The organism is Kineosporiaceae bacterium (assembly GCA_016713225.1).
GTDB lineage: Bacteria > Actinomycetota > Actinomycetes > Actinomycetales > Kineosporiaceae > JADJPO01.
On record JADJPO010000003.1, the window covers coordinates 607365 to 633293 of the forward strand.

General features: G+C 71.7%; 26 protein-coding genes, 1 pseudogene and 1 riboswitch. Of the genes and pseudogenes, 22 read left to right on the top strand and 5 right to left on the bottom strand.

Translation table 11 applies throughout. The features are described 5' to 3' along the window. Positions 1-49 precede the first annotated feature (49 nt). Complete coding sequence (locus tag IPK24_13820) at positions 50-2056, top strand: primosome assembly protein PriA (protein MBK8076603.1); 2007 nt, start codon at positions 50-52, stop codon at positions 2054-2056. Positions 2057-2165: 109 nt separating this feature from the next. Here IPK24_13820 and IPK24_13825 read toward each other — a convergent pair whose 3' ends face one another. Then, a complete protein-coding gene (locus tag IPK24_13825) occupies positions 2166-2819 on the bottom strand; it encodes an NUDIX hydrolase (protein MBK8076604.1) in 654 nt (217 codons plus the stop codon). Between the two features lie 145 nt (positions 2820-2964). Here IPK24_13825 and nadA point away from each other — a divergent pair. The 12 genes and pseudogenes from nadA (at position 2965) to IPK24_13885 (ending at position 14359) form a co-directional block, all read left to right on the top strand. Beyond that, a pseudogene (gene nadA / locus IPK24_13830) lies at positions 2965-3983 on the top strand (quinolinate synthase NadA). Further along, positions 3983-5782, top strand: coding sequence for an L-aspartate oxidase (locus tag IPK24_13835; GenBank protein ID MBK8076605.1), 1800 nt, complete (start codon positions 3983-3985; stop codon positions 5780-5782). The pseudogene nadA and the gene IPK24_13835 overlap by 1 nt, the downstream one beginning before the upstream one ends. Next, a complete protein-coding gene (locus IPK24_13840) occupies positions 5779-6630 on the top strand; it encodes a carboxylating nicotinate-nucleotide diphosphorylase (protein MBK8076606.1) in 852 nt (283 codons plus the stop codon). The genes IPK24_13835 and IPK24_13840 overlap by 4 nt, the downstream gene beginning before the upstream one ends. A gap of 109 nt (positions 6631-6739) precedes the next feature. Continuing rightward, positions 6740-7285 (top strand): peptide deformylase, encoded by a 546-nt coding sequence (gene def, locus IPK24_13845; GenBank protein MBK8076607.1) that lies wholly within the window; start codon positions 6740-6742, stop codon positions 7283-7285. A gap of 9 nt (positions 7286-7294) precedes the next feature. Continuing rightward, positions 7295-8242 carry a methionyl-tRNA formyltransferase gene (locus IPK24_13850; GenBank protein ID MBK8076608.1) on the top strand — a complete coding sequence of 316 codons (948 nt, stop codon included), beginning with the start codon at positions 7295-7297 and terminating at the stop codon, positions 8240-8242. Next, positions 8235-9725 carry a hypothetical protein gene (locus IPK24_13855; protein ID MBK8076609.1) on the top strand — a complete coding sequence of 497 codons (1491 nt, stop codon included), beginning with the start codon at positions 8235-8237 and terminating at the stop codon, positions 9723-9725. The genes IPK24_13850 and IPK24_13855 overlap by 8 nt, the downstream gene beginning before the upstream one ends. Then, positions 9722-10828, top strand: a complete 1107-nt coding sequence (locus IPK24_13860) for a hypothetical protein (protein MBK8076610.1) — start codon at positions 9722-9724, stop codon at positions 10826-10828. Before IPK24_13855 ends, IPK24_13860 begins: the two co-directional genes overlap by 4 nt. Before the next feature lie 45 nt (positions 10829-10873). Then, positions 10874-11536, top strand: coding sequence for a ribulose-phosphate 3-epimerase (gene rpe, locus IPK24_13865; protein MBK8076611.1), 663 nt, complete (start codon positions 10874-10876; stop codon positions 11534-11536). Between the two features lie 19 nt (positions 11537-11555). Next, positions 11556-11686: riboswitch (FMN riboswitch) on the top strand. A gap of 116 nt (positions 11687-11802) precedes the next feature. Then, on the top strand, positions 11803-12522 hold the full coding sequence (locus IPK24_13870; GenBank protein MBK8076612.1) for a nicotinamide mononucleotide transporter: 720 nt from the start codon (positions 11803-11805) through the stop codon (positions 12520-12522). 136 nt (positions 12523-12658) lie between these two features. Next, on the top strand, positions 12659-12922 hold the full coding sequence (locus IPK24_13875) for a phosphoribosyl-ATP diphosphatase (GenBank protein MBK8076613.1): 264 nt from the start codon (positions 12659-12661) through the stop codon (positions 12920-12922). An 88-nt stretch (positions 12923-13010) separates the two neighbouring features. Next, positions 13011-13856 (top strand): ATP phosphoribosyltransferase, encoded by an 846-nt coding sequence (locus tag IPK24_13880; protein ID MBK8076614.1) that lies wholly within the window; start codon positions 13011-13013, stop codon positions 13854-13856. Between the two features lie 143 nt (positions 13857-13999). After that, on the top strand, positions 14000-14359 hold the full coding sequence (locus IPK24_13885) for a PH domain-containing protein (protein ID MBK8076615.1): 360 nt from the start codon (positions 14000-14002) through the stop codon (positions 14357-14359). A gap of 49 nt (positions 14360-14408) precedes the next feature. Here the strand turns inward: IPK24_13885 and IPK24_13890 are convergent, their stop codons facing one another. Genes IPK24_13890 through IPK24_13900 form a run of 3 tightly spaced genes read right to left on the bottom strand, consistent with a single transcriptional unit; the run spans position 14409 to position 16155 of the window. After that, on the bottom strand, positions 14409-15173 hold the full coding sequence (locus IPK24_13890; GenBank protein ID MBK8076616.1) for a thioredoxin domain-containing protein: 765 nt from the start codon (positions 15171-15173) through the stop codon (positions 14409-14411). Beyond that, positions 15170-15661 carry a DoxX family membrane protein gene (locus tag IPK24_13895; GenBank protein ID MBK8076617.1) on the bottom strand — a complete coding sequence of 164 codons (492 nt, stop codon included), beginning with the start codon at positions 15659-15661 and terminating at the stop codon, positions 15170-15172. The genes IPK24_13890 and IPK24_13895 overlap by 4 nt, the downstream gene beginning before the upstream one ends. A gap of 47 nt (positions 15662-15708) precedes the next feature. Continuing rightward, on the bottom strand, positions 15709-16155 hold the full coding sequence (locus IPK24_13900) for a hypothetical protein (GenBank protein ID MBK8076618.1): 447 nt from the start codon (positions 16153-16155) through the stop codon (positions 15709-15711). Between the two features lie 89 nt (positions 16156-16244). Here IPK24_13900 and hisF point away from each other — a divergent pair, with 89 nt between their 5' ends. Further along, positions 16245-17015 (top strand): imidazole glycerol phosphate synthase subunit HisF, encoded by a 771-nt coding sequence (gene hisF / locus IPK24_13905; protein ID MBK8076619.1) that lies wholly within the window; start codon positions 16245-16247, stop codon positions 17013-17015. A 3-nt stretch (positions 17016-17018) separates the two neighbouring features. Here the strand turns inward: hisF and IPK24_13910 are convergent, their stop codons facing one another. Continuing rightward, the gene (locus IPK24_13910; protein MBK8076620.1) at positions 17019-17651 is read right to left on the bottom strand and encodes a TIGR03085 family protein; all 633 of its coding nucleotides are present in this window, start codon (positions 17649-17651) and stop codon (positions 17019-17021) included. 113 nt (positions 17652-17764) lie between these two features. On the opposite strand from IPK24_13910, the gene IPK24_13915 reads away from it, so the two are divergent. From IPK24_13915 to trpC, 8 genes are all read left to right on the top strand, one after another. Beyond that, a complete protein-coding gene (locus tag IPK24_13915; protein MBK8076621.1) occupies positions 17765-19567 on the top strand; it encodes an ABC transporter ATP-binding protein in 1803 nt (600 codons plus the stop codon). Next, complete coding sequence (locus IPK24_13920) at positions 19564-21345, top strand: ABC transporter ATP-binding protein (GenBank protein MBK8076622.1); 1782 nt, start codon at positions 19564-19566, stop codon at positions 21343-21345. The genes IPK24_13915 and IPK24_13920 overlap by 4 nt, the downstream gene beginning before the upstream one ends. After that, entirely contained in the window at positions 21342-22097 is a 756-nt protein-coding gene (locus IPK24_13925) for a DinB family protein (protein ID MBK8076623.1), read from the top strand. The genes IPK24_13920 and IPK24_13925 overlap by 4 nt, the downstream gene beginning before the upstream one ends. 61 nt (positions 22098-22158) lie before the next feature. Then, positions 22159-22545, top strand: a complete 387-nt coding sequence (hisI, locus tag IPK24_13930; GenBank protein MBK8076624.1) for a phosphoribosyl-AMP cyclohydrolase — start codon at positions 22159-22161, stop codon at positions 22543-22545. Continuing rightward, positions 22542-24104, top strand: a complete 1563-nt coding sequence (locus IPK24_13935; protein ID MBK8076625.1) for an anthranilate synthase component I — start codon at positions 22542-22544, stop codon at positions 24102-24104. The genes hisI and IPK24_13935 overlap by 4 nt, the downstream gene beginning before the upstream one ends. Continuing rightward, positions 24101-24706 (top strand): Trp biosynthesis-associated membrane protein, encoded by a 606-nt coding sequence (locus IPK24_13940; GenBank protein MBK8076626.1) that lies wholly within the window; start codon positions 24101-24103, stop codon positions 24704-24706. The genes IPK24_13935 and IPK24_13940 overlap by 4 nt, the downstream gene beginning before the upstream one ends. Positions 24707-24793: 87 nt before the next feature. Next, a complete protein-coding gene (locus tag IPK24_13945; protein ID MBK8076627.1) occupies positions 24794-25018 on the top strand; it encodes a hypothetical protein in 225 nt (74 codons plus the stop codon). 95 nt (positions 25019-25113) lie between these two features. Next, on the top strand, positions 25114-25926 hold the full coding sequence (gene trpC, locus IPK24_13950; protein MBK8076628.1) for an indole-3-glycerol phosphate synthase TrpC: 813 nt from the start codon (positions 25114-25116) through the stop codon (positions 25924-25926). Positions 25927-25929: the final 3 nt, after the last annotated feature.

Sequence of the window (25929 nt, forward strand, 5' to 3'; positions counted from 1 at the left end):
CGGCCTGACCGGGTTGACCGGGCCGTCCAGCCCGATCGCCCGGGTGGTCATCGACCTGCCCCTGCTGCACCTGGACCGTCCCTTCGACTACCAGGTGCCGGACGGCATGGGCGCCGCTGCGGTACCCGGCGCCCGGGTGCGGGTTCGGTTCGCCGGGCAGGACGTCGACGCGTTCGTGCTCGACCGGGTGGCCGAGACGGACCACCCGGGACGGCTCAGCCCGCTGCAGCGGGTGGTCTCGGCCGAGCCGGTGCTGACCGCGGACGTCGCGCGGCTGGCCCGCGGGGTGGCCGACCGCTATCTGGGCACGATGTCGGACGTGCTGCGGCTCGCCGTCCCGCCCCGTCACGCGGCCACCGAGACGGCCCATTCACCACGATCACCGTTGGATCGCCGTTTGCGACCGTCGAGCCGGAGCACACGGCGATCTGACGGCGATCATGAGCGGGTTGATCAGCACTGGGCGGACTACCCGGCAGGCGCGGCGTTCCTGGCGCGGCTGAGCCGAGGCGAATCACCGCGAGCCGTTTGGGCTGCCCTGCCCGGCGCCGAGCACTGGGCTCGAGCGGTCGCGGCAGCCTGCGCCGCCACGGTGGCCTCGGGTCGGGGAGCGATCGTCGTGCTACCCGACCGGCGCGACGTCGAGGTGCTCGACGGGGTGTTGACCTCGGTGCTCGGCCCGGGCCGGCACGCTCGCCTCGAGGCCGACCTCGGTCCGGCCGAGCGGTACCGCGCCTTCCTGGCCTGTCTGCGCGGCGAGGTGTCGGTGGCCATCGGGACCCGATCGGCCGCCTATGCCCCGATCCGGGACCTGGGGCTGGTCGCCATCTGGCAGGACGGTGACGACAGCCACGCCGAGCAACGTGCGCCCTACCCGCACAGTCGCGAGGTGCTGGTGTTGCGAGCCGAGCAGGCGGACGCCGCCGCGTTGATCGGCGGCTGGTCGGTCACCGCCGAGGCGGCCGAGCTGGTCGCCTCCGGATGGGCGCGGCCGATCGAGCCCGACCGGCCCCGGCGACGGTCGGCCTGGGCCCGGATCTCGGCGGTGGGCGACCAGGACGCCGCGGGCGGGCCGACCGGGGTGCGCCTGCCGACGCAGGCGTGGCGCGTCGTCCAGCAGGGGTTGCGTGCCGGTCCGGTGCTGATCCAGGTGCCCCGAACGGGGTATGTGCCGGCGGTGGCCTGTGCGACCTGCCGCACCCCCGCTCGCTGCCCGCACTGCGCCGGACCGGTGCAGGTCGAGGACGCCACCCAACGCATCAGTTGCCGCTGGTGCGGACGCCACCTGCCGGGGTGGGCCTGCCCGCAGTGCGGTGGCCGGACGTTGCGCGCCCGTCGGATCGGTGCCGATCGCACCCGGGAGGAGCTCGGCCGAGCATTCCCGGGGGTGCCGGTGGTGATCGCGCGCCCCGACCGAGAACTGCCCACGGTGGGCGAGCGGGCGGTGATCGTGGTGGCAACTCCCGGCGTCGAGCCGTCGGCGTCGGCCGCCGGCGGCTATGCCGCAGCCGTGCTGCTGGACGGTGACCTCATGCTGGCCCGGGCCGATCTGCGCGCCGACGAACAGGCGTTGGGCCGGTGGGCCGCGGCCGCGGCACTGGTGCGTCCGGCCAGTGCGTCCGGGACTGTGGTGCTGGTGGTCTCGGACCCCGCCGTGGGCGCGGTTCAGGCGCTGGTGCGCCAGGATCCGCTGGGTTTCGCCCAGCGGCTGCTCGCCGAGCGCGACGAGGTCCACCTGCCGCCGGCGTGGACGCTGGTGACACTGGACGGCGAGCGGTCGGCCGTGGCGAGTCTGTTGGACGCCGCGACGGCCGAGGAGGGCTGGCCTGCCGCCGATCGGCTGGGGCCGATCCTGCTGGAGACCGGTGCCGGCACCGTGCCGGACGACGAGCCGGTGCTCCCGGTGGACGAGCCCACCGTGCGGTGGGTGATCCGGGTGCGGCCGCAGGACCTGCCCGCCGCGGCCCGGTGTCTGCGCGCGGCCCTGGTGGCGCGCAGTGCCCGCCGCGAACGGGCCTCGGTGCGGGTCCGGGTGGACCCCCGCGACATCGGCTGACAAACCCGCTCATGCTCCGCGGCTGCCGCTTCATGCTCCCTGGGTAGGCGCTGAGGGGCGTTCCGAGCGGAGTACGGCAGGTCACCAGCGGAGCATGACGCGTTTGGGGTCAGTGGGCGGTGGGGGGATGCAGCACCGCGAAGGCGTCCGTGATCTGCAGCTCCGGACTGCGGAACCGGAAGACGGCGGCGGGACGCCCGCCGGCCGGCCCCGAGCCGACCCGTTCGCCGGTGGCCTCGATCTGCTGGCGGCGCACCAGGATGCGCTGCAGGTTGGTGGCGTCCACCTCGTGGCCCAGCGCCGCCCGGTAGTACGTCACGAGCTCCGACATGGTGAACGTGCGTGGTGCCAGGGCGAAACCCACGTTGGTGTACGACAGCTTGGAACGCAATCTGCGACAAGCGGTTTCGATGATGGCCGCATGGTCGAAGGCCAGTTGCGGCAGATCGTCCACCGCGTGCCAGCGGGTGTCGGCAGGTACGGCCGGCTCGGCGTTGCCGGGCACCAGACCCAGGTAGGTGGTGGCCACGGTGCGGACCGTCGGCACCCGGTTCGGTGCGCCCAGGGTCTCGAGCTGCTCGAGATGACTGAGTTCGCGGACGTCGACCTTCTCGGCCAGCTGACGTCGGATCGAGGCGCGCAGGTCCTCGGTGGCGCCGAGGCGACCGCCGGGCAACGACCAGCGACCGCTGTGCGGCGCCTTGGCCCGACACCACAGCAGCACGTGCAATCGGCCGCTTCGTACCTGCAGGACGGCGGCCAGGACCTCGTGGTCGAACCCGCCGACCGACGATGGCCCACTCGACGCGGGCCGGGTTTGCCCTGGCACGGGAAGATGTTACTGTAGCCCGGTTATCGCCTACTGAGCGAAAACTAGGGTCGGCCCGAGGAGACCAGGTGTGGAGTCGATGAGTGAGCCAGACAGCACCACCGAGCCGGGGCTGATCGCCGGCCGAACGCCGGATGAGTGGGCCGCCGAGGTGCGTCGACGTGCCACCGAGCGCGATGCGGTGATCCTGGCGCACAACTACCAACTGCCCGCCATCCAGGACGTTGCCGATCACGTGGGGGACTCGCTGGCGCTGTCGCGGATCGCCGCGACGGCACCTCAGCGCGAGATCGTGTTCTGCGGCGTCCACTTCATGGCCGAGACGGCCAAGCTGCTCTCACCCGACAAGCGCGTCCTGATCCCCGATGCGAAGGCCGGGTGTTCGCTGGCCGACACCATCCACGTCGAGGAACTGCGGGCCTGGAAGCAGGCCAATCCCGGTGCCGTGGTCGTGGCGTACGTCAACACCACCGCCGCGGTGAAGGCCGAGACCGACATCTGCTGCACGTCGTCCAACGCGGCCGATGTCGTCCGGTCGATCCCGGCCGAGACACCGATCCTGTTTCTGCCCGACCGTCACCTGGGTGCGCACGTGCGTCGGGTGACCGGGCGCACCAACCTGAAGATCTGGGCCGGGCAATGCCATGTGCACGAGGGCATCACGGGGAAGATGCTGGTCGATGAACTCCTGGCCGATCCCGAGGCGGACGTCCTGGTGCATCCCGAATGCGCCTGTGCCACACCCGCTTTGGAGCTGGTGGCCAGTGGCACGGTTGCCCCGCAACGGGTCCGGATCCTGTCCACCGGCGGCATGGCCGAGGTGGCCGGCGGCCGGGTGGACGCCCCCGGGTGCTGGTGGCCACCGAGACGGGCATGCTGCATCAACTGCGCAAGCGCAACACCACCGGCACGCAGTACCTGCCGGTGAGCGAGAAGGCAGTCTGCCACTACATGAAGATGATCACCCCGGAGAAGCTGCTGAACTGCCTGATCACCGGCACCGACGAGGTCGATGTCGACCCGGCCATCGCGGCGGCAGCGCGAACCTCGGTGGAGCGGATGATCGCCATCGGTCAGCCCTCCCGAGGCGGGGAGTGATGGCGCACGCTGCCGCCCAACAGCGCGTCGTCCAGCGGTTGGCCTGCGGGCCGGTCGCGCTCACCTCGACCACCGACGTGCTCATCGTCGGGTCGGGTATCGCGGGCCTGGCGCTGGCACAGGCCTTGAGCGAGCACGGGTTACGGGTCGATGTGGTGACCAAGGCCCGGCTCCGCGAAGGCAGCACCCGGTGGGCGCAAGGCGGCGTGGCCACCGCCGACGGCCCGGGCGACGACCCGAGGCACCACCTGACCGACACCCTGATCGCCGGTGCCGGGTTGTGCGACCCGGACGCCGTCCGGGTGTTGGTCGAGGAAGGCCCCACAGCGGTCGCGGGGCTGTTGGCCAGCGGGGCGGCGTTCGACCGCACCGCGGACGGCGCGCTGTCGTACACCCTCGAGGGCGGGCACTCCTGGCCGCGCATCGTGCACGCCGGTGGTGATGCCACCGGGCTCGAGATCCAGCGAACGCTGGAGTCGGCGGTGATGGCCGCGGACGACGTCCAGGTCTGGGAGCGCACCTTTCTGCTCGACCTGCTGACCGACGACGGTGTCGGCGGAGTCAACGGAGTCAACGGCGCCGGGCCGACGGTGGTGGGTGCGCGGGTGTCCCGCTGGACCGGCACCGGTCACCACGACGCCAGCCACGAGATCGGCGAGATCCACGCCCGGGCGGTCGTGCTGGCCACGGGCGGCTACGGGCAGGTCTTCGCCCAGACCTCCAACCCCTGGGTCGCCACCGGCGACGGGCTGGCCGCCGCGTTGCGGGCCGGGGCGGTTGCGGCCGACCTCGAGTTCGTGCAGTTCCACCCCACGGTGCTCGCGTTGGCCGCGGTCTCGGACGACGCGGGGCGCCACCTGCTGGTCTCCGAGGCGGTGCGGGGCGAGGGCGCCGTGCTGATCGACGCCGACGGCCGGCGGGTGATGGCCGGCAAGCACCCCCGCGAGGATCTGGCCCCGCGCGACGTCGTGGCGGCCACCATGGCCGCCCGGATGGCCGAGCTGGGGGTGGACCACCTCTATCTGGACGCACGCCACCTCGGGGAGGAGAAGCTGCTGCGGCGCTTCCCGACCATCGTGGCCGGGTGCCGGGCGGCCGGGGTCGACCCGGTCACCCAGCCGATCCCCGTGGCCCCGGCGGCGCACTACGCCTGCGGGGGGTTGCGGTCGGACATGTCCGGCCGGACCTCGCTGCCCGGCTTGTTCGCGGTCGGCGAGGTGGCCTGCACGGGGGTTCACGGCGCCAACCGGTTGGCCTCGAACTCACTGCTGGAGGCGATGGTGGTCGCCCGGCGACTGGCCCGGACGCTCCTGACCGAACCGCCACCGCGCCGGACACCGACCCCTGAGCTCCGACGTGCCGGCCTGGTCGATCCCGGCCGGCGCCAGGAGCTCACCGAGGCGATGGTGCGCTGGGCCGGCGTGGTGCGTCGTCCGGAGGAACTGGACGCGTTGGCCCAGTTGCTGGACGATCTGGCCCCCTCCACCGCCGACTCAGCCGACCCAGCCGACCCCGCCCACCCAGCCGACCCAGGCGCCGAGCCGGGGTTGTACGCCTGGGAGGCCACCAACCTGCACACCATCTCGGTGGCCCTGGTGGCCGCCGCGCGGGTCCGGGCCGAGAGTCGCGGCTGCCACCGGCGCAGCGACGCCGACGGCCCCAGCGAGGCCTGGCGTTGCCGGGTGCGGTCGACCGTGCAGGACGGGGTCGTCGTCCGGCTGCAGGATGAACCGGTGCCCGACCATCAGCTCGAACCGGCCGAGCCCGCCTCGGCCCTGATCGCGGAGGTTTCCCGATGACCACGGCCCTGGCCCTGCCCGAGGGTGAGGCGATGCGGATCGCCGAACTGGCGCTGACCGAGGACCTGGCCGGTGGGGTGGATGTGACCACCCTGGCGACCATCGACGTGAACGCGCTCGGGGTGGCTGAGATCGTCGCTCGAGCGGACGGCGTGGTTGCCGGGATCCCGGTCGCGCGAGCGGTGTTCGACAAGGTCGGCGGGGTGGTGTTCGACCCGCGCGTGGTCGACGGCAGCCGGGTGCAGCGGGGCGACGTGCTCGCCGAGGTGAGTGGCCCGGTGCGCGCCATCCTGACCGGTGAGCGCAGCGCGTTGAACGTGCTCTGCATGCTCTCGGGCATTGCCACCCTGACCGCGGCGTGGGTCGAGGCGGTGGCCGGCACCGGGGCGGTGATCCGCGATACCCGCAAGACCGCGCCCGGGCTGCGGGTGATCCAGAAGTACGCGGTGCGCTGCGGCGGCGGGCAGAACCACCGGATGGGGCTGAGCGACCAGGCACTGATCAAGGACAACCACGTGCTGTCGGCCGGGGGAGTCGTGCCCGCTCTCGAGGCGGTACGCGCCATGGCACCCGACGTGGTGTGCGAGGTCGAGTGCACGCTGCCCGAGCAGGTCGAGCAGGCCTGCGCCGCCGGCGCGGTGCTGATCCTGCTGGACAACATGACGTTGGATGCCACCCGTGAGTCCGTTGCCATAGCGCGGCGTTATGGCACCCGCACCGAGTCCAGTGGCGGGCTGCGGCTGGAGAACGCCCGTGAGGTCGCCGAGACGGGAGTCGACTACCTGGCCGTCGGGGCTTTGACGCATTCGGCCCCGGTCTTGGACATCGCGTTGGATCTGCGTCGCTGACGGGCTGATCCGGCAGGCGGCACGGTCGGCCACCTAGACTGGGCTGGCTCGGCGATCGAGCCTGCCCGCCGATGACCTGCCCACTCGACGATGTTGTGAGGACTACCCCGTGGCCATCCAGCCGATCCGCCTGTTCGGCGATCCGGTCCTGCGCACGCCTGCGCAGCCGGTGGTCGACTTCGACAAAGAACTGCGGGTACTGATCAAGGACCTCGCCGAGACGATGATGGACGCGCCCGGCGCGGGGCTCGCGGCACCGCAGATCGGCGTGGGCCTGCGGGTGTTCACCTACTACGTCGACAACACCCTCGGGCACCTGATCAACCCCGACCTCGACCTGTCGAGTGAGCTGCAGGAGGGTGACGAGGGGTGCCTGTCGTTCCCGGGGATCGTGTTCGACACCCCGCGGGCGTTGCGGGTGGTGGCCAAGGGCTTCGACGAGCACGGCGAGCCGGTGACCATCGAGGGCAGCGAGCTGCTCGCCCGGGCGATCCAGCACGAGACCGACCACCTGGACGGCGTCCTGTTCATCGACCGCATGGACCGCGCCCAGCGCAAGCTCGCGCTCAAGGCGATCCGCGAGGCGGAGTGGATGGGCCAGCCGGCGCCGACCGTGCGCACCAGCCCGCACGCCACCTTCGGCCGCGCGCTCTGACCGCGGCTGATGCGCCTGATCTTCGCCGGGACGCCGGCCGTCGCGTTGCCCGCCCTCGAGGCGATCGCCGACTCACGCCATGACCTCGTGGCCGTCCTGACTCGCCCCGATGCCCCCGCCGGCCGGGGTCGCCGGTTGGTGCGCTCACCCGTGGCGGCCTGGGCGGACGAGCACGAGCTGCCGGTGCTGCAGCCGGCCAAGCTCACCGAACCCGCTGCGCTGCAGGCGATCCGCGACCTCGCGCCGGACTGTGTGCCGGTGGTGGCCTACGGCGCGCTGGTGCGCCCCGATGCCCTGGCGGTACCGCCGCACGGCTGGATCAACCTGCACTTCTCGGTGTTGCCGGCCTGGCGCGGCGCCGCGCCGGTGCAACATGCGGTGATCGCCGGCGACGAGATCACCGGGGCCACCACCTTCCGGCTCGACGAGGGCCTGGACACCGGCCCGGTCTATGGCGTGCTGACCGAACGGATCCGCCCCCACGACACCTCCGGCGAGCTGCTGGGCCGCCTCGCCGAGGCCGGTGCCCGCCTGCTGCTCGACACCCTGGACGGGGTCGAGAAGGGCCTGCTCGAGGCGCGCGCACAAGCCGAGGACGGCGTCAGCCTGGCGCCGAAGATCACCGCGGACGACGCCCGGATCGACTGGCAGGCGCCGGCTGTGGCGATCGACCGCCGTATTCGCGGTTGCACCCCCGAACCCGGCGCCTGGACCACCTGGCGCAGCGAGCGCGTCGGCCTGGCGCCGCTGCGGACGACGGGCACCCCGCCGCCGAGCGAGGCTGCGCTGGCTCTGGGTGCCGGCGAAGTGCTGGCCGGCAAACGCGACGTCTGGGTGGGCACCGGCTCCGACTCGGTGTGCCTGGGCGAGGTGCGTGCGGCCGGCAAACGTCCGATGAGCGCGGCCGACTGGGCGCGCGGCGTCCGGCCGCAGACAGGGGAGAGATTCGATGGCTGAGCGGGCACGGCCCTCGACCCGCCAGGTCGCCCGGCGCCGGATCGATGCGCCGCGCGTCATCGCCTGGCGCACCCTACGCGCCGTCAGCGCCGATGATGCCTACGCGAACCTGGTGCTGCCCAAGCTGTTACGCGAGTCGGGCCTGCACGGGCGCGACGCCGCCTTCGCCACCGAGCTGGCCTATGGCGCGCTGCGCGGGCAGGGCACCTACGACGCGGTGTTGGCGGCCTGTGCCCACCGCGAGATCGACCCGCCGCTGCTCGATGCGCTGCGCCTGGGCGCGCACCAACTGCTGGCCACGCGCGTGGCGACCCACGCCGCCGTGGCTGCCACCGTCGACCTGGTGCGATCCGAGATCGGCCAGGGTGCAGCGGGTTTCGCCAACGCGGTGCTGCGTCGGGTCAGCGAACGTGACCTGGCCGGCTGGCTGACCGAGCTCGCCCCGCCGGACGAGGACGCCCGATTGGCGTTGACCCATTCCCACCCCGAGTGGATCGTGCGCGCCCTGCGCGATGCGTTGCGCCACCACGGCCGCCCGGCCGCCGAGCTCGAGCAGCTGCTCGCGGCCGACAACCGGGCGCCCGAGGTCACCGTCGCAGCGCTGCCCGGGCTGGCGAGTCCCGATGAACTGCACGGCGTCCCGGGGATGCTCAGCCCGTATGCGGTGCGTATCACGGGTGCCCCCGGGGCGCTGCCGGCGATCCGGCAGGGCCGGGCTCGGGTCCAGGACGAGGGCAGCCAGGTGGTCGCGCTCGCCCTGGCCGACGCGCCCCTGGAGGGTGCCGATCAGGGCGCCTGGCTGGACCTGTGCGCCGGGCCCGGTGGCAAGGCCGCTCTGCTGGCGTCGGTGCTGGCCGGACGCCGCGCCCGCGGCGAGGTACCCGGGCAGGCCCGGCTGACCGCCACCGAGCTCGCCCCGCACCGGGTCGAGTTGGTGCGTGCCGCCCTGGCCGGGGTGCAGCGAGCCGACAGTGCTGCCCGTGCCGACGGTGCCGACGGTGCCACCGACGCGAACGGCGGGGCCTCGCCGATCGTCGAGGTGCTGCAGCTCGACGGGCGTGAGGCCGCCGACGAGTTGGTCAGACCGGGTCAGGCCGGTGAAGGCTTCGACAGGGTGCTGGTCGATGCCCCCTGCACCGGGCTGGGTGCGTTGCGGCGTCGTCCGGAGGCGCGCTGGCGCCGTACCCCCGCCGACCTGGCCGGTCTGGCCCCGCTGCAGCGGGCGTTGCTGCGCGCGGCGCTGGACGTCGTCCGTCCCGGTGGCGTGGTCGGGTACGTGACCTGCTCGCCGCACCCGGCCGAGACCACAATGGTGGTGGACGACGTGCTGCGCCGCCTCGGGGCCGACGTGGTCGAGCGGGTGGCGCCCGATCAGCAGTTGTGGCCGCACCGCGACGGCACCGACGCCATGTACCTTGCCCTGTTGCGCCGCGTACCATCGACCGGGCCAGACCACCCCACACAAGGAGCCAGCGGGACATGAGCGTCGAGGGAATCGGCGGCCCCGAGGACGCCATCGCCCGGGCGGCTTTCGTCGACCATGTCCGCCAACTGCTGCGGGTGCCGCCCGCGTTCGCCGTGATGGGGCTCAGCCACCCGGCGCTGACACCGTCCCGGCTGGTCGACATCGGTGAGAACGGTGGCCGGGTCGACCGCCTGTCGCTCGGATTCGGCGACGCGCAGGGCTCGGCCGGCCGATTCGTGCTGGTCCGCAGCGGCGAGCCCGGACGTCCGCTGGACGACCTGGCCGGTCTGCTGGCGGCCGAGGCCCATCGCCTCGGCGAGCAGGTCACCCAGGACCCCCCGACCGCCCCCGAGCTGACCCCAGCGGGTGGGTTGCGGTTGAACATCCCGCTCGAGGTCGACGGCCTGATCGTGGTCGAGGGGCTGCCCGTCCCGGCCCACCTGCGACGGCAGGGTCGGCTGTGGGCGGCACACATCACCGCGAGCCCCGGCCGCGTCGTGACGGTGGTGGCGCGAGGCGTCGACCCCGGCACGTTGCAGCTGAGCGAGGTGCGCGAACTGCGCCCGTACGTGAACGCCTGGGAGGAGCACCAGCTCAAGGCCATGGCCGCGGCGGCGTTCATGACGCAGCAGCCCGTCGCGCAGGACCAGCCCGCCCAGGGTCTGGACGCCCACGTCTCGCTGCTGCACGCCTGGCTGAACGATCATGCGCGGGGCCAGGCCGCCGTCCGGTCGAGCGAGACCGATGCCTTGTGGGAGGCCGCGGTACGCACCCAGGCCCACTACGGCAAGCAGTCCACGGCCGACGCGGCCGATGCCGTGAACTCGATGGTCCACCAGGCGCAGCGGCTGGCCGAGCGCGCGGCCTGGTTCAGCGACCGCAGCCGGGCGGTGCGCGCGTTGGAGGAGATGTCACGGTTCACCGTGTTCGACTCCGACGTGGCGAGCCGCCGGGCGCAGGAGTGGTGGGGCAGAGTGTGGGTGCTGAGCACCACCCGCCCGCCGGACGATCCCGACCGGGCGCGCGAACGGATTCGCGAACAGGCCGCCACCGAGGCAGTCTGGCTCAACGCCTGGGAACGCTGGTCGACCGGGGACGACGGGCACGGCAACCGCCGCTGAGGCCCGGCGCCATCGCCGCTGAGTGCACGAGGAGAGCGACCCGAGATGGGTGTGCAGATCTCGCCATCCCTGTTGTCGGCCGACTTCACGCGTCTCGCGGACGAGCTGGCGGCGATCGGATCGGCCGACTGGGCGCACGTGGATGTCATGGACAACCACTTCGTGCCCAACCTGACCCTGGGGCGCCCCGTGGTCGAGGCGCTGGCCAAGGTGAGTCCGGTGCCGCTGGATTGCCACTTGATGATCGAGGACCCGGACCGGTGGGCACCCGGCTATGTCGATGCCGGCGCGCGCAGCGTGACCTTTCACGCCGAAGCAGCGCTCGCCCCGATCCGGCTGGCCCGCGAACTCCGTGCGCTGGGGGCACGAGCCGGCCTGGCGCTCAAACCGTCGACCTCGGTGGAGCCCTACCTGGAGCTGCTCGGCGAGTTCGACATGATCCTGGTGATGACGGTCGAACCGGGCTTCGGCGGCCAGCCCTTCCTGGAGCACACCCTGCCCACCGTGCGCCGGGTGCGGCAGGCGGTCGCGGCGTCCGGGCTCGACGTCTGGGTGCAGGTGGACGGTGGCGTGAACGAGCGGACCATCGAACGCTGTGCCGAGGCCGGGGCCGACGTCTTCGTCGCCGGGTCGGCGGTCTACAACGCCCCGGACGCCGCCGCGGCGATCGACAGCTTGCGTACCCTCGCCACGCTCGCCTGCGGCTGAGGCATACTTTCCCTGTTACACGCGTGCTCCGGGGTCGGTGCAATTCCGAACCGGCGGTGACAGTCCGCGACCCGACCGCAGCCAGCGGCCGGTTGACCTGGTGGAACTCCAGGACCGACGGTGAAAGTCCGGATGGGAGGCAGCACGCGCGGCACTCCTGTGCCGACGATCGATCTCGAGCAACGGTGCTCGTCGAACGTCGGTGGGCGTGACCGTACGTTTCCCCGGAGTTCGTCCAACCGGATTGCTCACACAGGACGGACACCATGATCGACTTTCTCACCCGGCTCTCCGAGGCCAGCATCCAGATGGGTGAATACCAGCTGCGATGGCTGGAGCTCATCGGCGTACTCATCGGCCTGGCCTCCGCCGTCGGCGGCATGAAGCGCAAGGTCTGGGCCTGGCCCGTCGGTATCACCGCCAACGTGCTGCTGTTCTTCGTCTACATCAACGCGATCCTCGATCCCCAGGTGGGGGAGCGGACGCCGCTGTTCGGCCAGTCCGGCCGGCAGATCTTCTTCATCCTGACCAGCGCCTACGGCTGGTGGCGCTGGCGTACCTCGCAGCAGAACCGCGGCGCCGACCGGCCCGCGATCGTGCCGCGGTGGGCGACCACCACCGAGCGGCTGGCGTTGGTGGGCACCTGGGCGGCGGGGGTGCTCGTCGTCCAGTGGGTCTTCGCCCAGATCGGCGCCGGCTGGCCGGCACCGCCCTGGTACTACTGGTGCGACGCCTGGATCTTCATGGGCTCGATGATGGCCACCTTTGCCATGGCGAAGGGCTGGAACGAGTTCTGGTTGTGCTGGATCGGGGTCGACCTGGTCGGCGTGCCGCTGCTGCTGCACTCGAACTACATCCCGACCGCGGTGCTGTACGCCTTCTACGCCGTCTTCGTGATCTACGGCTTCGTGGTGTGGCTGCGGGCCAGCCGCACCGAGACCGCAACGGACGTGTCCGATCGCGAGGTGGCACCGGCGGCGTCCTGAGCACCTCCTCGGCACCTCTTCGGCAGCTGTTCGGCAGTTGCCGGGCCACCTGCCGAGCGCAGCACCCGGCCGGTGACCAGGGCCACCCCTGGCCACCGGCCGGAGGCGTGCCGCGGGCTCCATTAGGCTCGGGTGCGTGAAGACCTTCGACCAACTGTTCGCCGAGCTCAGTGAGCGGGCACTCACCCGGCCCGAGGGGTCCGGCACGGTGGCGGCCCTGGACGCCGGGGTGCACACCATCGGCAAGAAGGTGGTCGAAGAGGCCGCGGAGGTCTGGATGGCCGCCGAGCACGAGGGGGCCGACCGCGCCGCGGAAGAGATCTCCCAGCTGCTCTACCACCTGCAGGTGTTGATGCTCGCCAAGGGCCTGACCCTGGACGACGTCTACGCGCATCTGTGATCGCTGTCGGACGTCCCGGTCCGACCGTCCCGATCAACACCCGATCAGCACCCGATCAACTCACACCACGCAACCCGAGGAACCAGAGATGCTGCGCGTCGCCGTCCCGAACAAGGGCTCGCTGTCTGCCGATGCGGCCGACATGCTCAAGGAGGCCGGCTACCGCCAGCGGCGCGATCCCAAGGAGCTGATGCTGCTCGATCGCGAGAACGACATCGAGTTCTTCTACCTGCGTCCGCGGGACATCGCCGTGTACGTCGGGGCCGGCACCCTGGACGTCGGGATCACCGGTCGCGACCTGCTGCTGGACTCCGGCGCCGATGCCCGCGAGGTGATGCCGCTCGGGTTCGCCGAGTCCACCTTCCGGTTCGCCGCCCGCCCGGGGCAGTTCACCGGCGTGGCCGACCTGGCCGGTCGGCGCGTGGCCACCAGCTACGCCGGGCTCGTCTCCCAGCACTTGGCCGACCACGAGGTGACTGCCCAGGTGGTGCGTCTGGACGGCGCGGTCGAGACGGCCGTCCAGCTCGGGGTGGCCGACGTGATCGCCGATGTGGTCGAGACCGGGGGCACGCTGCGGGCCGCGGGTCTCGAGGTCTTCGGTGACCCGATCCTGCAGTCCGAATCGGTGCTGGTGCGTCGTGGCGGTTCGGCCGACCACCCCGGGCTCGAGGTGCTGGTTCGCCGACTCGAAGGGGTGCTGGTCGCACGGCAATATGTGCTGATGGACTACGACGTCCGGGTCGAACTGGTCGAGAAGGCCTGCGCGATCACTCCGGGTCTGGAATCGCCCACCGTCTCGCCGCTGCACGACCAGGGCTGGGTGGCGGTTCGGGTCATGGTGCGACGCGATGTGACCAATCACGTCATGGATGACCTGTACGCCCTGGGTGCCCGGGCCATCCTGGTGACGAGCATTCACGCCTGTCGGCTGTGAGGGGAACGACGATGGCTCTGAACCCTGATGCGACTCCCGACCCCACCTCGGGACGCGGCGCCGTCCCCGCCGAGCTGTACCGCCCGTTCCGCTCTCGGCGCGGACGGATCGTGGCTGCGGTGATCGGCGTGGCGCAGTTCGGGATGCTGCTCTGGCTCGCCATCTGGCTGCCCGAGCCCTACACCAATCTCGACAAGGGCGAGCTCGTGGTGATCGGGCTGGCCGTGGGTGCGATGCTGTGGCGGTTGGGAGAGGTGCGGGCGCTGCCCTCGGCCTCGGGCCTGGTGGTGCACAACCTGATCCGCACGACCAGCCTGGAGTGGGCGCAGATCGTGGCGGTCCGCCTCGGTGGCGGCAACCCGTGGGTGATGCTCGACCTGGCCGACGGCGACACACTCGCCGTGATGGCGATCCAGCGGGCCGATGGCGCCGTGGGTGAGGCCGAGGCGAAGCGGCTGGCCACGTTGGTGGCGTTGGGCAGCCGGACCTCGCGCGACGACTAGGGGCCACACCCACGATCCTGTGGGTGCGGCCCCTCGACGCCTGGCCGGGTCAGCCCTCGAGTCCGGCGTCCACTGCGGTCTTGAGTACCTCGGGTGCGTAGCTCTCGATCTTCTTGCCGTTCACCACGATGGTCGGGGTCGAGTTGAACCCCGCCTTGGAGAAGTCGTCGGTGACCTTGGCGGTCCATCCCTTGTAGGTCTGCCCGGTGATCGCCGGTTCGACGACGGCCTTGTCCGCACCGGCGGCAACAGCCAGCTCGACCAGCTTGGCGTCCGGCAGCCCGGGGCCGTTCTCGGCGGGCTGGTTGTCGAACAGCGCCTTGTGGAAGGCGAGGAAGGCGTCCGGCTTGCTGTTGACGACTGCCGCCGCGGCGTTCAGGGCACGGGTCGAGTACTCATCAGCCGACAGGTGGTCGAGGATCGCCACCGGCTTGTAGATCACCTTCACGGTGCCGTCCTTGACCCACTGATCGATCTGGGCGGCGTTGGCGGTCTCGGCGTTCTTGCAGGCGGGGCACAAGAAGTCCTCGTACATCTCGATCGTGACCTTGGCCGTGCTGCTGCCGTACAACACCCCGCCGTTGAGCAGGTTCGCTGGGGCGGCGTTGGCCGCCGCAGCCGTCGAGGCGTCCCGCTGGTCGGCACTGTCCTTGGCCGACCTGATCAGCATGTACGACACCACGAGCACCGCGATCACGGCGATGATCGCCCCCGTGATGGTCAGGTTGCGGCGCTTGGCCTCGGCCTTGGCGGCCTCGGCGCGCAGCTCGGCCGCCTTCTCTCGGGTCGACTTGGCGGTGCGGGCGTTGGTCATGAGGTGACTCCAATCGGGGTGAGGCCCAGGCGGGCGTCGAGCGAGAGACGGCTGAGCGGCCGCCAGGTGATGAAGGCGGCCAAGGCCAGGAAGCCGAGGTCGCGCAGGATGTCCTTGATGTAGCCCGGAACGGGATCGACGACCGCCGATCCGGTGTTGCCGAAGCAGCCGCAGTTGATCGACAGGCCGCGAGCCCACGCAGCGCCGATGCCGAAGAGGAACATGACCATCAGCCCCGCCGTGAGCAGTCCGGCGACCCGGGTACCCAGGCCGATCACCAACAGGACGGCGAGCACGAGTTCGAGCATCGGCAGCCCGTAGGCGAACGGCCGCACCAGGGATTCCGGCAGGAGCTGGAAGGCCCGGACGCTACGTACGGTGCCTTCCGAGTCGATCAACTTCGGCCAACCGGCCGTCAACCAGACCCCGGCCAGGGTGAGCCGGGCCAGCGTGGTCAGCCAGGGCTGCCACGCCATGAGTCGTGTCATGGAAACTCCACGATGGGTGGGGGGACATGCGGGATCGCGACGGTGCGTCAGGCCGTCGGCGGTCCCCGCAACGCACAGCACCCACTCGGGTGCCGTCCCCGCATCGACCCCGTGGGCGCGGCGATCGCCGGCCAGGCACGGGGTGCAACGATCGGTCGATCCAGGTGCAACAGCAGCTGGATCACCCGACTCAGCAGAAGGCGCGCCGTGCGTCCGCGATCGACGGTCGCCACGAGCAGGACGCCGAGCGCCGCGAACACCAGGAGTGCACCACTGGCGGTGATGGCCCAGGTGCCGGACGAACACCCCGGATCGGGCTGCAACAAGGCCAGGTGCACGCCCAACCGGGAAGCCCAGCCCCGTGCCGGCAGACACTCGGTCCGGGCCGGCACCGTGGTCAGCAGGTGCGCGACCAGCGCCACCGGCACGGCGAACATCGCGAGCGCCGTCAGACGGCGCTGCCCAGACGTTGCTGCCCTCGCGGCGAAGCGCACCTGATCAGGGTACGACCACCGCGGCCCGAACATGGCCATGCCCCGAGCTTCGGCTCGGGCGCGGTCGGCCCTGAGCCTAGGCTTGGGTCATGTCCGTGGCCGTTCGTGTGATCCCCTGCCTCGACGTCGATGCCGGACGCGTGGTGAAGGGCGTCAACTTCGTCGATCTGCGGGACGCCGGTGACCCGGTCGAGCTCGCCCGTCGCTACGACGCCGAGGGCGCCGACGAGCTGACCTTCCTGGACGTCACCGCCTCGGCCGACAGCCGGGCCACGACCTACGACGTCGTGTCCCGCACCGCCGAGCAGGTCTTCATCCCGCTCACCGTGGGCGGGGGGGTCCGCACCGTCGAGGACGTCGACCGGCTGCTGCGCGCCGGCGCCGACAAGGTGGGGATCAACACCGCAGCCATCGCCCGCCCCGCACTGATCGCCGAGGTCGCCGATCGGTACGGAGCCCAGGTGCTGGTGCTCTCGGTCGATGCGCGGCGGTGCCCCGCGGGCACGAGCACCGACTCCGGCTACGAGGTCACCACCCACGGCGGACGCCGCGGCACCGGCATCGATGCCGTGGCCTGGGCTGCCCGTGCGGCCGAGCTGGGCGCAGGGGAGATCCTGCTCAACTCGATGGACGCCGATGGCACCAAGTCGGGCTTCGACCTGCAGATGATCGAGGCGGTGCGTCGCGAGGTGAGCGTGCCGCTGATCGCCAGCGGGGGCGCGGGTGAGGTCGCGCACTTCCCGCCTGCCGTGGCCGCCGGCGCGGACGCCGTCCTGGCCGCCAGCGTGTTCCACTTCGGTCAACTGACCATCGGGGACGTCAAGGCCGCCATGGCGGCCCGGGGAATCGTCGTCCGCTGAGGTCTACAGGCCCAACGGGGTGCTCTCGAACCGGGCCACCGCCGCCTCTGGTCCGTCGATGCGTACCGTGGCGGCCGACGTCCGGCCGAAGGCGTAGAGCAGCAGTTCGGCCGGCTCGCCGTGCAGCCGCACCGGCTGGCCACCGGATCCGACGCTGATCTCGGCCCCATCGGGCCGGATCAGGCGCACCGGGTCGGCTGCCTTGCGGAAGGCCATCTTGCTCATGCGGGTGAGCACCTTCCACAGCGCCTCCTGCAGCGCATCGCCGAGAACACGCGGCTGCCAACCGGTCTCGGCCCGACGCACGTCCTCACAGTGCACGAAGTGCTCGGCGAGGTTGGCCGCGCCGTCCACCCCGGGCAGCGCGAACGGGCTGTACCAGGGCGGCCCGATCAGGATGTGCTCGAGCAGATCCTCGTAGGCATGCTGCCGGTAGCTCAGCCGCACCCGCTCGGTGTAGCCACCGAACGCCGGGATCACCAGGCCCAGCCCGGCGTCCGGGCGGTGTTCGCGCGCGACCAGGTGGGCTGCCAGGTCATAGGTCGTCCAGCCCTCACACAGGGTGGGGGCCTCGGACCCGGCGTGGACCAGCGCATCGACGAGAGCCTGGCGTTCCTGGGCAGCGAAGGACGGCATACCTCGATCGTGTCACGCCCCGGCCCGCGCCGCGCCCGGGGTACGTGAGAGGCTGGCCCATCGTGGTGAGCGACGCCGATACGGCCGATGAGCGGTCAGGCCCGCACACCGCAGTGGTGCGGGCGGGCCTGGCCGTGGTGTGGCGGGGCATCCGTGACGAACCGGGCATCTTCGCCCTGTCGGTGATCGGCAGTGCCGCCTACGGCATCGGGACCGCGGGCAGTGGCTGGCTGCTCGGCCGGGTCACCGAGTCGGTGCTCGCCCCCGCCTTCACCCACGGCTCGGTGCCGCCGGCCCAGCTGTGGGGTGCGGTGGCCGCGTTGGCCGCCGTGGCCCTGTTCACGGCGATCGGTGTGGTGCTGCGACGTGCGGCTGCGGGCATCACGATGTACCGGCTGCAGGCCCGCTACCGGCGCGCGATCACCCGCCAGTACCTGCGACTGCCGCTGTCCTGGCATCACCGCCACCCCGCCGGGCAGTTGCTCTCGACGGCGAACGCGGACGTCGAGGCGACCTGGCAGGTGTTCGCCCCGCTGCCGATGTCGCTCGGCGTGGCCGTGATGTTGATCGTCGGGGCGGTGGCGATGATCGCCGCCGACCCGGTGCTGGCCCTGATCGGCTTGGCCGTGCTGCCCGCCCTGATGATCGCGAACACCATCTTCCAGCGGCACATGTCACCGTTGGTGATGCGGGCGCAGGCCTTGCGCGGTGACGTCTCTGCCGTGGCCCACGAGAGCTTCGACGGCGCGCTGAGCGTCAAGGCGCTGGGTCGCGAGGGTGCCGAAACCGCTCGCTTCGCCGAGGTCGCCCACCGGCTGAGGGACGCGAACGTCGCCGTCGGGCGCACCCGGGGCCTGTTCGACCCGCTGATCGAGTCCCTGCCGACCATCGGCACCCTCGCCGTGTTGGTGTTGGGCGCGGCACGGGTGGCCTCGGGTGACGCCCAGACCGGGGACGTCGTCCAGGTCGCCTATCTGCTGGCGCTGATCTCGTGGCCGGTGCGTTCGCTGGGTTGGGTGCTCGGTGAACTGCCACGCACCGTGGTCGGCTGGCGGCGCACCAGCGCCGTGCTACAGGCCGGGGGCTCGATGGCCTACGGGGAGGCCGAGCCGGTCATCGACGGGCCGGCCGACCTGGCGACCCACCAGGTGGGGTATGCCTACCTGGGCACCACGGACGACGGCGCCGACGAGCTGTTCCCGGTGCTGCACGGCGTCGACCTCGAGGTGCAGCCCGGCTCGACCGTGGCCGTCGTCGGGCCGACCGGGTCGGGCAAGTCCACCCTGGCCTCGGTGCTGGTCCGACTGGTCGATGCCCGCGAGGGTCGGGTGCTGCTGGACGGTCAGGATGTCCGGTCCGTGCGCCGCGGTGGGGTGGCCGCGACAGCGGCCCTGGTCGGGCAGAACGCCTTCGTGTTCGACGACACCGTGCGCGGCAACGTCACCCTGGGCGCCGACCTGCCGGACGAGCAGGTGTGGCGCGCGCTCGAGACGGCCGCCGTCGCGGACACCGTCCGGGCCTTGCCCGACGGGCTCGACACGCGCCTCGGCGAGCGCGGTACCTCGCTGTCCGGCGGCCAGCGGCAACGGATCTCACTCGCCCGGGCGCTGGTGCGCTCGCCCCGCCTGCTGGTGCTGGACGACGCCACCTCGGCGGTCGATCCCCGCATCGAGGCGGCCATCCTCAACGGGCTGCGCGCCGGTGCCGCCGGCGAGGTCACCGTGATCGTGATCGCCTACCGGATGGCCACCATCACCCTGGCCGACGAGGTCATCTACCTCGAGCACGGACGGGTGCTCGGCCGGGGCGGCCACACCGAGCTGATGGCGCGGTTGCCGGGCTATCGGGCGCTGGTCACCGCCTACGAACGGGACGCCGCGGACCGGGCCCGGGTGCGCGCGGACGAGGCCTCGTGAGCGGCACGGTTCGTGGCTCGGCCTGGGCGACCGTGCGCCGCGGGTTGCGGTCCACCCCGGAGATCACCCGCGGCCTGCGGGTGACGCTCGCGGTGGCCCTGGTCTCGACGCTGGGGCGCATCGTCGTCCCGATCGCCGTGCAGCAGACGCTCGATCGCGGCATCCGCGGTCCGGCAGGCCCGAGGCCCGGATTCGTCGCCGTCGTCGCGGCACTCGCCCTGGCCGGGGTGATCGTTGCCTCCGTGGCGTCCTACCTGGCCAACGTCCGGATCTTCCGAGCCACCGAGGCCGGACTGGCGACGTTGCGTACCAGCGCGTTTCGCCATGTTCACGACCTGTCGGTGCTCAGCCAGAACAGTCAGCGCCGGGGAACCCTGGTGGCGCGGGTGACCACCGATGTCGACACCATCTCGGCGTTCGTGCAGTTCGGCGGTTTGATGCTGGTGCTGTCCGGCGGGCAGATCCTGATCGCGACCACGGTGATGGCGATCTACTCCTGGCAGCTCACGCTGCTGGTCTGGGGCTGCTTCCTGCCGCTGTTCCTCACGCTGCCGCGGCTGCAGCGCATCGTCGCCCGCGCCTACCTGGGGGTGCGCGAACGGGTGGGCAACACCCTGGCCGCGATCTCGGAGTCGGTGGTCGGGGCCGACACCATCCGGGCCTATGCCATCGAGGATCGCACCCAGGCACGCATCGACGAGGCCATCGACGCCCACGCCCGGGCGGCCTCTCGGGCTCAGGTGCTGGTCGCGGCCAGCTTCTCGGGTGGGGTGCTGGTCTCGGGCCTGGTGGTGGCCGCGGTCGCCGGGGTCGGCACCTGGACCGGCATGGACGGCGACCTCACCCTGGGCCGGCTGGCCGCCTTCCTGTTCCTGGTGCAGCTGTTCACCGGGCCGGTGCAGATGGGCACCGAGATCCTCAACGAGTTACAGAACGCTGCCGCGGGCTGGCGGCGCGTGCTGGACGTGCTCGACACCCCGGCCGACGTGGTCGATCCACCGGACGGCGTGGTGTTGCCGCGCGGGCCGATCCGGGTGCGCTTCGAGGACGTCGGCTACCACTACCCGGAGGGACCGCCCGTGCTCACCGGCGTGAGCCTGACACTGGCGCCCCGGCAGCGCGTCGCCGTGGTGGGCGAGACCGGATCGGGCAAGACGACCTTGGCCAAGCTGTTGACCCGCCTGATGGATCCGACCACTGGTCGAGTACTGCTGGATGACATCGACCTGCGTCGGATCGCGTTCTCGTCGTTGCGTTCTCGCGTCGTGCTGGTGCCGCAGGAGGGGTTCCTGCTGGACGCCAGCATCGCCGCGAACCTGCGCTGGGCGCGGCCGGAGGCCAGCGACGACGACCTGGTGTTGGCGATCACCGAACTCGGTCTCGCCGACTGGGTCGACGGCCTGCCGCACGGTCTGGCCACCCACGCCGGCCAGCGAGGTGAGGCCCTGTCGGCGGGGGAGCGGCAACTGGTCGCGCTCGCGCGCGCCTACCTCGCCGATCCCGACCTGCTGGTGCTCGACGAGGCCACCTCCGCAGTCGACCCCGGCACCGAGGTGCGGCTGCAACGTGCCCTGGACGGCGTCACCGCCGGGCGCACCTTCGTCGCCATCGCGCACCGGCTCAGTACGGCCGAGGCGGCCGACCTCGTCGTGGTGGTGGACGCCGGCCACGTGGTCGACGTCGGCACGCATCAGGAGTTGCTGACCCGTTGTGAGGTCTATCAACGCCTGCACGCCAGCTGGGTGCGCGGGTCGGCCCGTGGCAGGATCGCCCCATGACCGACCACCTGCGTCAGGACTGGAGCGGTAGCCGCTTCGAAGAGGTCGACTTCAGCCGGTCGCGGTTCCACAACGTCTATTTCCAGGACGTCGTCCTGCGCGGCGCATTCCTCCAGCGGGTCGACATCGACGGCTACGTCGACGGGCTCGTCGTCAACGGTGTCGACGTCGGCCCGCTCGTCGAGGCCGAACTCGACCGTCGCGACCCCGACCGGGCGCTCACCAGACCCCACGACGCCGACGGGTTCCGGACGGCGTGGCAGGTCGTCGCGCGACGCTGGGACGCCGCGGTACAGCGCGCCCGTGCGCTGCCCGAGGAGGATCTCCACGAGCGGGTCGACGGGGAGTACTCGTTCGTGGAGACCTTGCGCCACCTCGTGTTCGCGACCGATGCCTGGGTGCTGCGCGCCGTCCTCGGGCAGCCGGTGCCGTATCACCCGCTCGGCCTGCCCCACACCGAGATGCCTCCGGACACACCGCACGTGCCGAACGACCACGATGCGCGCCCCTCGCTCGAGCAGATCCTCGCCGTCCGCGCCGACCGGATGGGGACGGTCGCCCGGGTGCTCGACGAGCTCACCGACGAGCAGCTCGACGCCGGGACGACGCCGGTCGCCGAGCCCGGTTACCCGGAATCCGAGTCGTTCCCGGTCCGCCGATGCCTGGGGGCGATCATCAGTGAGGAGTGGTCCCACCGCGAGTTCGCAGAGCGCGACCTCGGCGTCCTGGAACGACGCAGCAGCGAGCAGTAGATCGCTCCCATCGGACGATCACGGGCGGCACCGATGCTCACCGGGATGAAAGGATCGGGTCGTGTCCACCGAAGGTTTCCCCGTGCCGGCCGCGACGCTGGACTCCGCGATCGCCGAGCGATTGAAGCGCACCAGCGACGGCCTGGTGTGTGCCGTCGTCCAGCAGCACGACACCGGTGAGGTGTTGATGGTCGGCTGGATGGACGACGAGGCGCTGCGTCGCACCCTGGCCGGCGGTCGGGTCACCTTTTGGAGTCGCAGTCGCGGCGAGTACTGGCGCAAGGGCGACACCTCCGGGCATGTGCAGTGGCTGAAGGCGATCCGCCTCGACTGTGACGGCGATGCCCTCTTGGTCAGCGTCGATCAGGTCGGCGCCGCCTGCCACACCGGCACGCGCTCGTGCTTCGACACCTATCTGCTCCCCGACCCCTCCGAGGCCATCCGATGAGCCAGACCGTCTCCGAAACCACCCTCGCCTCGGTGCCGCTCGGCCAGGTCTGGCCCGACCTCGACACCTTCCGGGTCCTGGCCAAGGACCGCCGGGTGATCCCGGTGGTGCGCCGGTTCCTGGCCGACGGCGAGACCCCGATCGGGGTGTACCGCAAGCTGTCCGGTGACGCTCCCGGCACGTTCCTGCTCGAATCCGCCGAGCAGGGCGCCTGGTCGCGGTGGAGCATCGTCGGCGCCGCGAGCGGGGCCACCCTCACCAGCCGGGACGGCACGGCGCACTGGATCGGCAACCCTCCGGTCGGTGTGCCGACCGCGGGCGACCCGTTGCTGGCGCTGCGGGACACCGTGGCCACCCTGGCCACGCCGCGGTTGCCCGGCATGCCACCGCTCACCGGGGGCATGGTCGGGTTCGTCTCGTGGGACGCCGTACGCCGCTGGGAGCGCATCCCCGAACCCACCACGCCCACGGTGGACGAGTTGGGAGTGCCCGAGCTGTCGATGAGCCTGGCCACCGATCTGGCGGTGCTCGACCACAGCGACGGCACCGTGCTGCTGATCGCCAATGCCGTGAACTACGACGCCACCGACGAGCGGGTCGACGAGGCCTGGGCAGACGCCGTCCAGCGCCTGGAACGGATGACCACCCAGCTCGCGGCGCCGGCCCCCTCGACCGTTGCGGTACACGCGGCGTCTGCTGCCGAGCCGAGCGCGCGCACCACCGAGCGCGACTATCTGAACGCCGTGCTGGCCGGCAAGGAGGGGATCCGGGACGGCGAGGTGTTCCAGGTGGTGCTGGCCCAGCGCTTCGATCTGGACTGCCCGGCCGACGCCCTGGACGTGTACCGCATCCTGCGGGCCACCAACCCCAGCCCGTACATGTACCTGTACCGCGCCATCGACCCCGAGGGTCGGCGGCTGGACGTCGTGGGCTCGAGCCCCGAGGCGCTGGTCACCGTCACCAATGGCCGGGTGGTCACCCACCCGATCGCCGGCACCCGCTGGCGCGGCGCGACCGCGGCCGAGGACAACGCCCTGGCCGCCGAGATGCTCGCCGATCCCAAGGAGCGCGCCGAGCACATCATGCTGGTCGATCTGGCCCGCAACGACCTGGGGCGGGTGTGCCGGGCGGGCTCGGTCGAGGTCGTCGACTTCATGCAGGTCGAGCGGTACAGCCACGTGATGCACCTGGTCTCGGTGGTCGAGGGTGACCTCTCGGCGGGGCGCAGTGCGTACGACGTGCTGCAGGCGACGTTCCCCGCCGGCACGCTGTCCGGCGCGCCCAAACCTCGCGCCATGGAGATGATCGAGGAGCTCGAGCCGGTGCGCCGCGGCCTGTACGGCGGTGTCGTGGGCTATCTCGATCTGGCCGGAAACATGGACCTGGCGATCGCGATCCGGACCGCGTTGATCCGCGAGGGGGTGGCCCACGTGCAGGCCGGTGCCGGCATCGTGGCCGACTCGGTGCCCGAACGCGAGCACGACGAGTGCCGCAACAAGGCCGCCGCGGTGCTGCGTGCCGTGGCGACGGCCTCGACCCTGCGGGCGCCGGGATCATGAGCCGGCTCACCCGGCTGACGCGACGCAGCACGGTGCTGGGGGTGCTGGCGGGCGCCGGCATCGTGGTGCTGGCCCAGGGCCGAACCTGGGTGAGGCTCGATCATGCACCGGCCACCGGGGTGGTCACCGCGGTCACCGATGGTTCGCTCTCGGGCGAGCAGTCGGCCCCAGGGGTCCTCGCGTTGGCGTTGGTCGCCGCCGCCGGTGCGGTCGCCGTGACCCTGGCCGGACGGCGCCTGGCCCGCGTGTGCGCCGTCCTGCTCGCCCTGGCCGGTCTGGGCGTCGTGGCGTTGGCCACAGGGGTGCTGACCGACCCGGCGACGGTGGCCCGCGAGGCCACGCGCGGTGCCGCGGGTCTGGTGGACGCCGTCCCGCCGGCGGCCGTGGTCACGGCCTGGGTGGCGGTGGGCCTGGCCGGTGGCGTGGTCATCGCCGTTGCGGCGCTGGGGGTCTGGCTCGGGGCCGCTCGGTGGACGACGGGACGCCCCGCCGCAGCGGCAGCCACGGCGGCGCCGGGTGCGGCCCGAACCCGGAGCGCCCGGGATGAATCGCCCGAACCGCTGTGGGAGGCGATCAGCCGTGGTGAGGATCCGACCGATTGACGCGCCGCAGCTACCGGACGTCGGTGGCTACAGCCGCACACCGCACCAGCCTGCAACAATGACCCACAGCTGAAAGGAGCAAGCACCATGGTGAACACTCAGGCTGCGCACGAGGTGCACGAGAGTCACGGGAACAGTGTGGCCGCGTGGACCAGCGTCATCGTGATCATGTTGGGCGCGCTGGTCTCGTGCTGGGGCGTGGCAGTCGGCAGCATGACGCTGTCGATCGCCGGTGGTGTCGTGGTCGTCGTCGGAGCCATCCTCGGCAAGGTGATGTCGGCCATGGGCTACGGCGTCGCTGGTCACCGCTGATCTCTACGGGTCGTCCGGACCCGGACGGCGGTCGGAGCACGCCGTCGGGGTCGGTACGATCGTGACGTAGTGACCGCCGCCGACCAGGGGGATCCGTGACTGTTCTCGACGACATCATCTCGGGCGTACGGGAGGACCTCGTCGAGCGGCAGCAGTCCGTTCCGCTGGAGCGGCTGCAAGAGCAGGCCGAGCGTCAGCCGGGCGCTCTGGCCGCCCTCGCCGCGCTCGAGGATGCCGATGCGGTGCGGGTCATCGCCGAGGTCAAGCGGTCGAGCCCGAGCAAGGGCGCCCTGGCGGCCATCGCCGATCCAGCGGCTCTGGCGCGCGACTACGAGTCCGGCGGAGCCAGCGCCATCAGCGTGCTCACCGAGCGGCGCCGCTTCGGCGGCAGCATCGAGGACCTGCAGGCGGTGCGGCGAGCAGTCGACATCCCGATCCTGCGCAAGGACTTCATCGTCTCGGCCTATCAGGTCTGGGAGGCCCGAGCAGCGGGCGCCGACCTGGTGCTGCTCATCGTGGCAGCCCTCGACCAGGATGCGCTGGTGTCCCTGGTCGAACGGGTGCACTCTCTGGGCATGACGGCCCTGGTCGAGGTGCACGACGTCGACGAGGTGCCCCGCGCGGTGGACGCCGGGGCACGGGTGATCGGCGTCAACTGCCGTGATCTGCGCACGCTGGAGGTCGACCGCGACCAGTTCCAGCGGGTGGCGCCGACCATCCCGGACGGCATCGTGAAGGTCGCCGAGTCCGGGGTGCGTGGCCCCTATGACGTGCACACCTTCGCCCGCGCCGGGGCGCACGCCGTCCTGGTGGGCGAGAGCCTGGTGACCGGCGCCGACCCGCGCGCCGCCGTGGCCAATCTGGTCGCCGCCGGGGCGCACCCGGCACTGCGGGCGGCGCGCAAGTGAGCG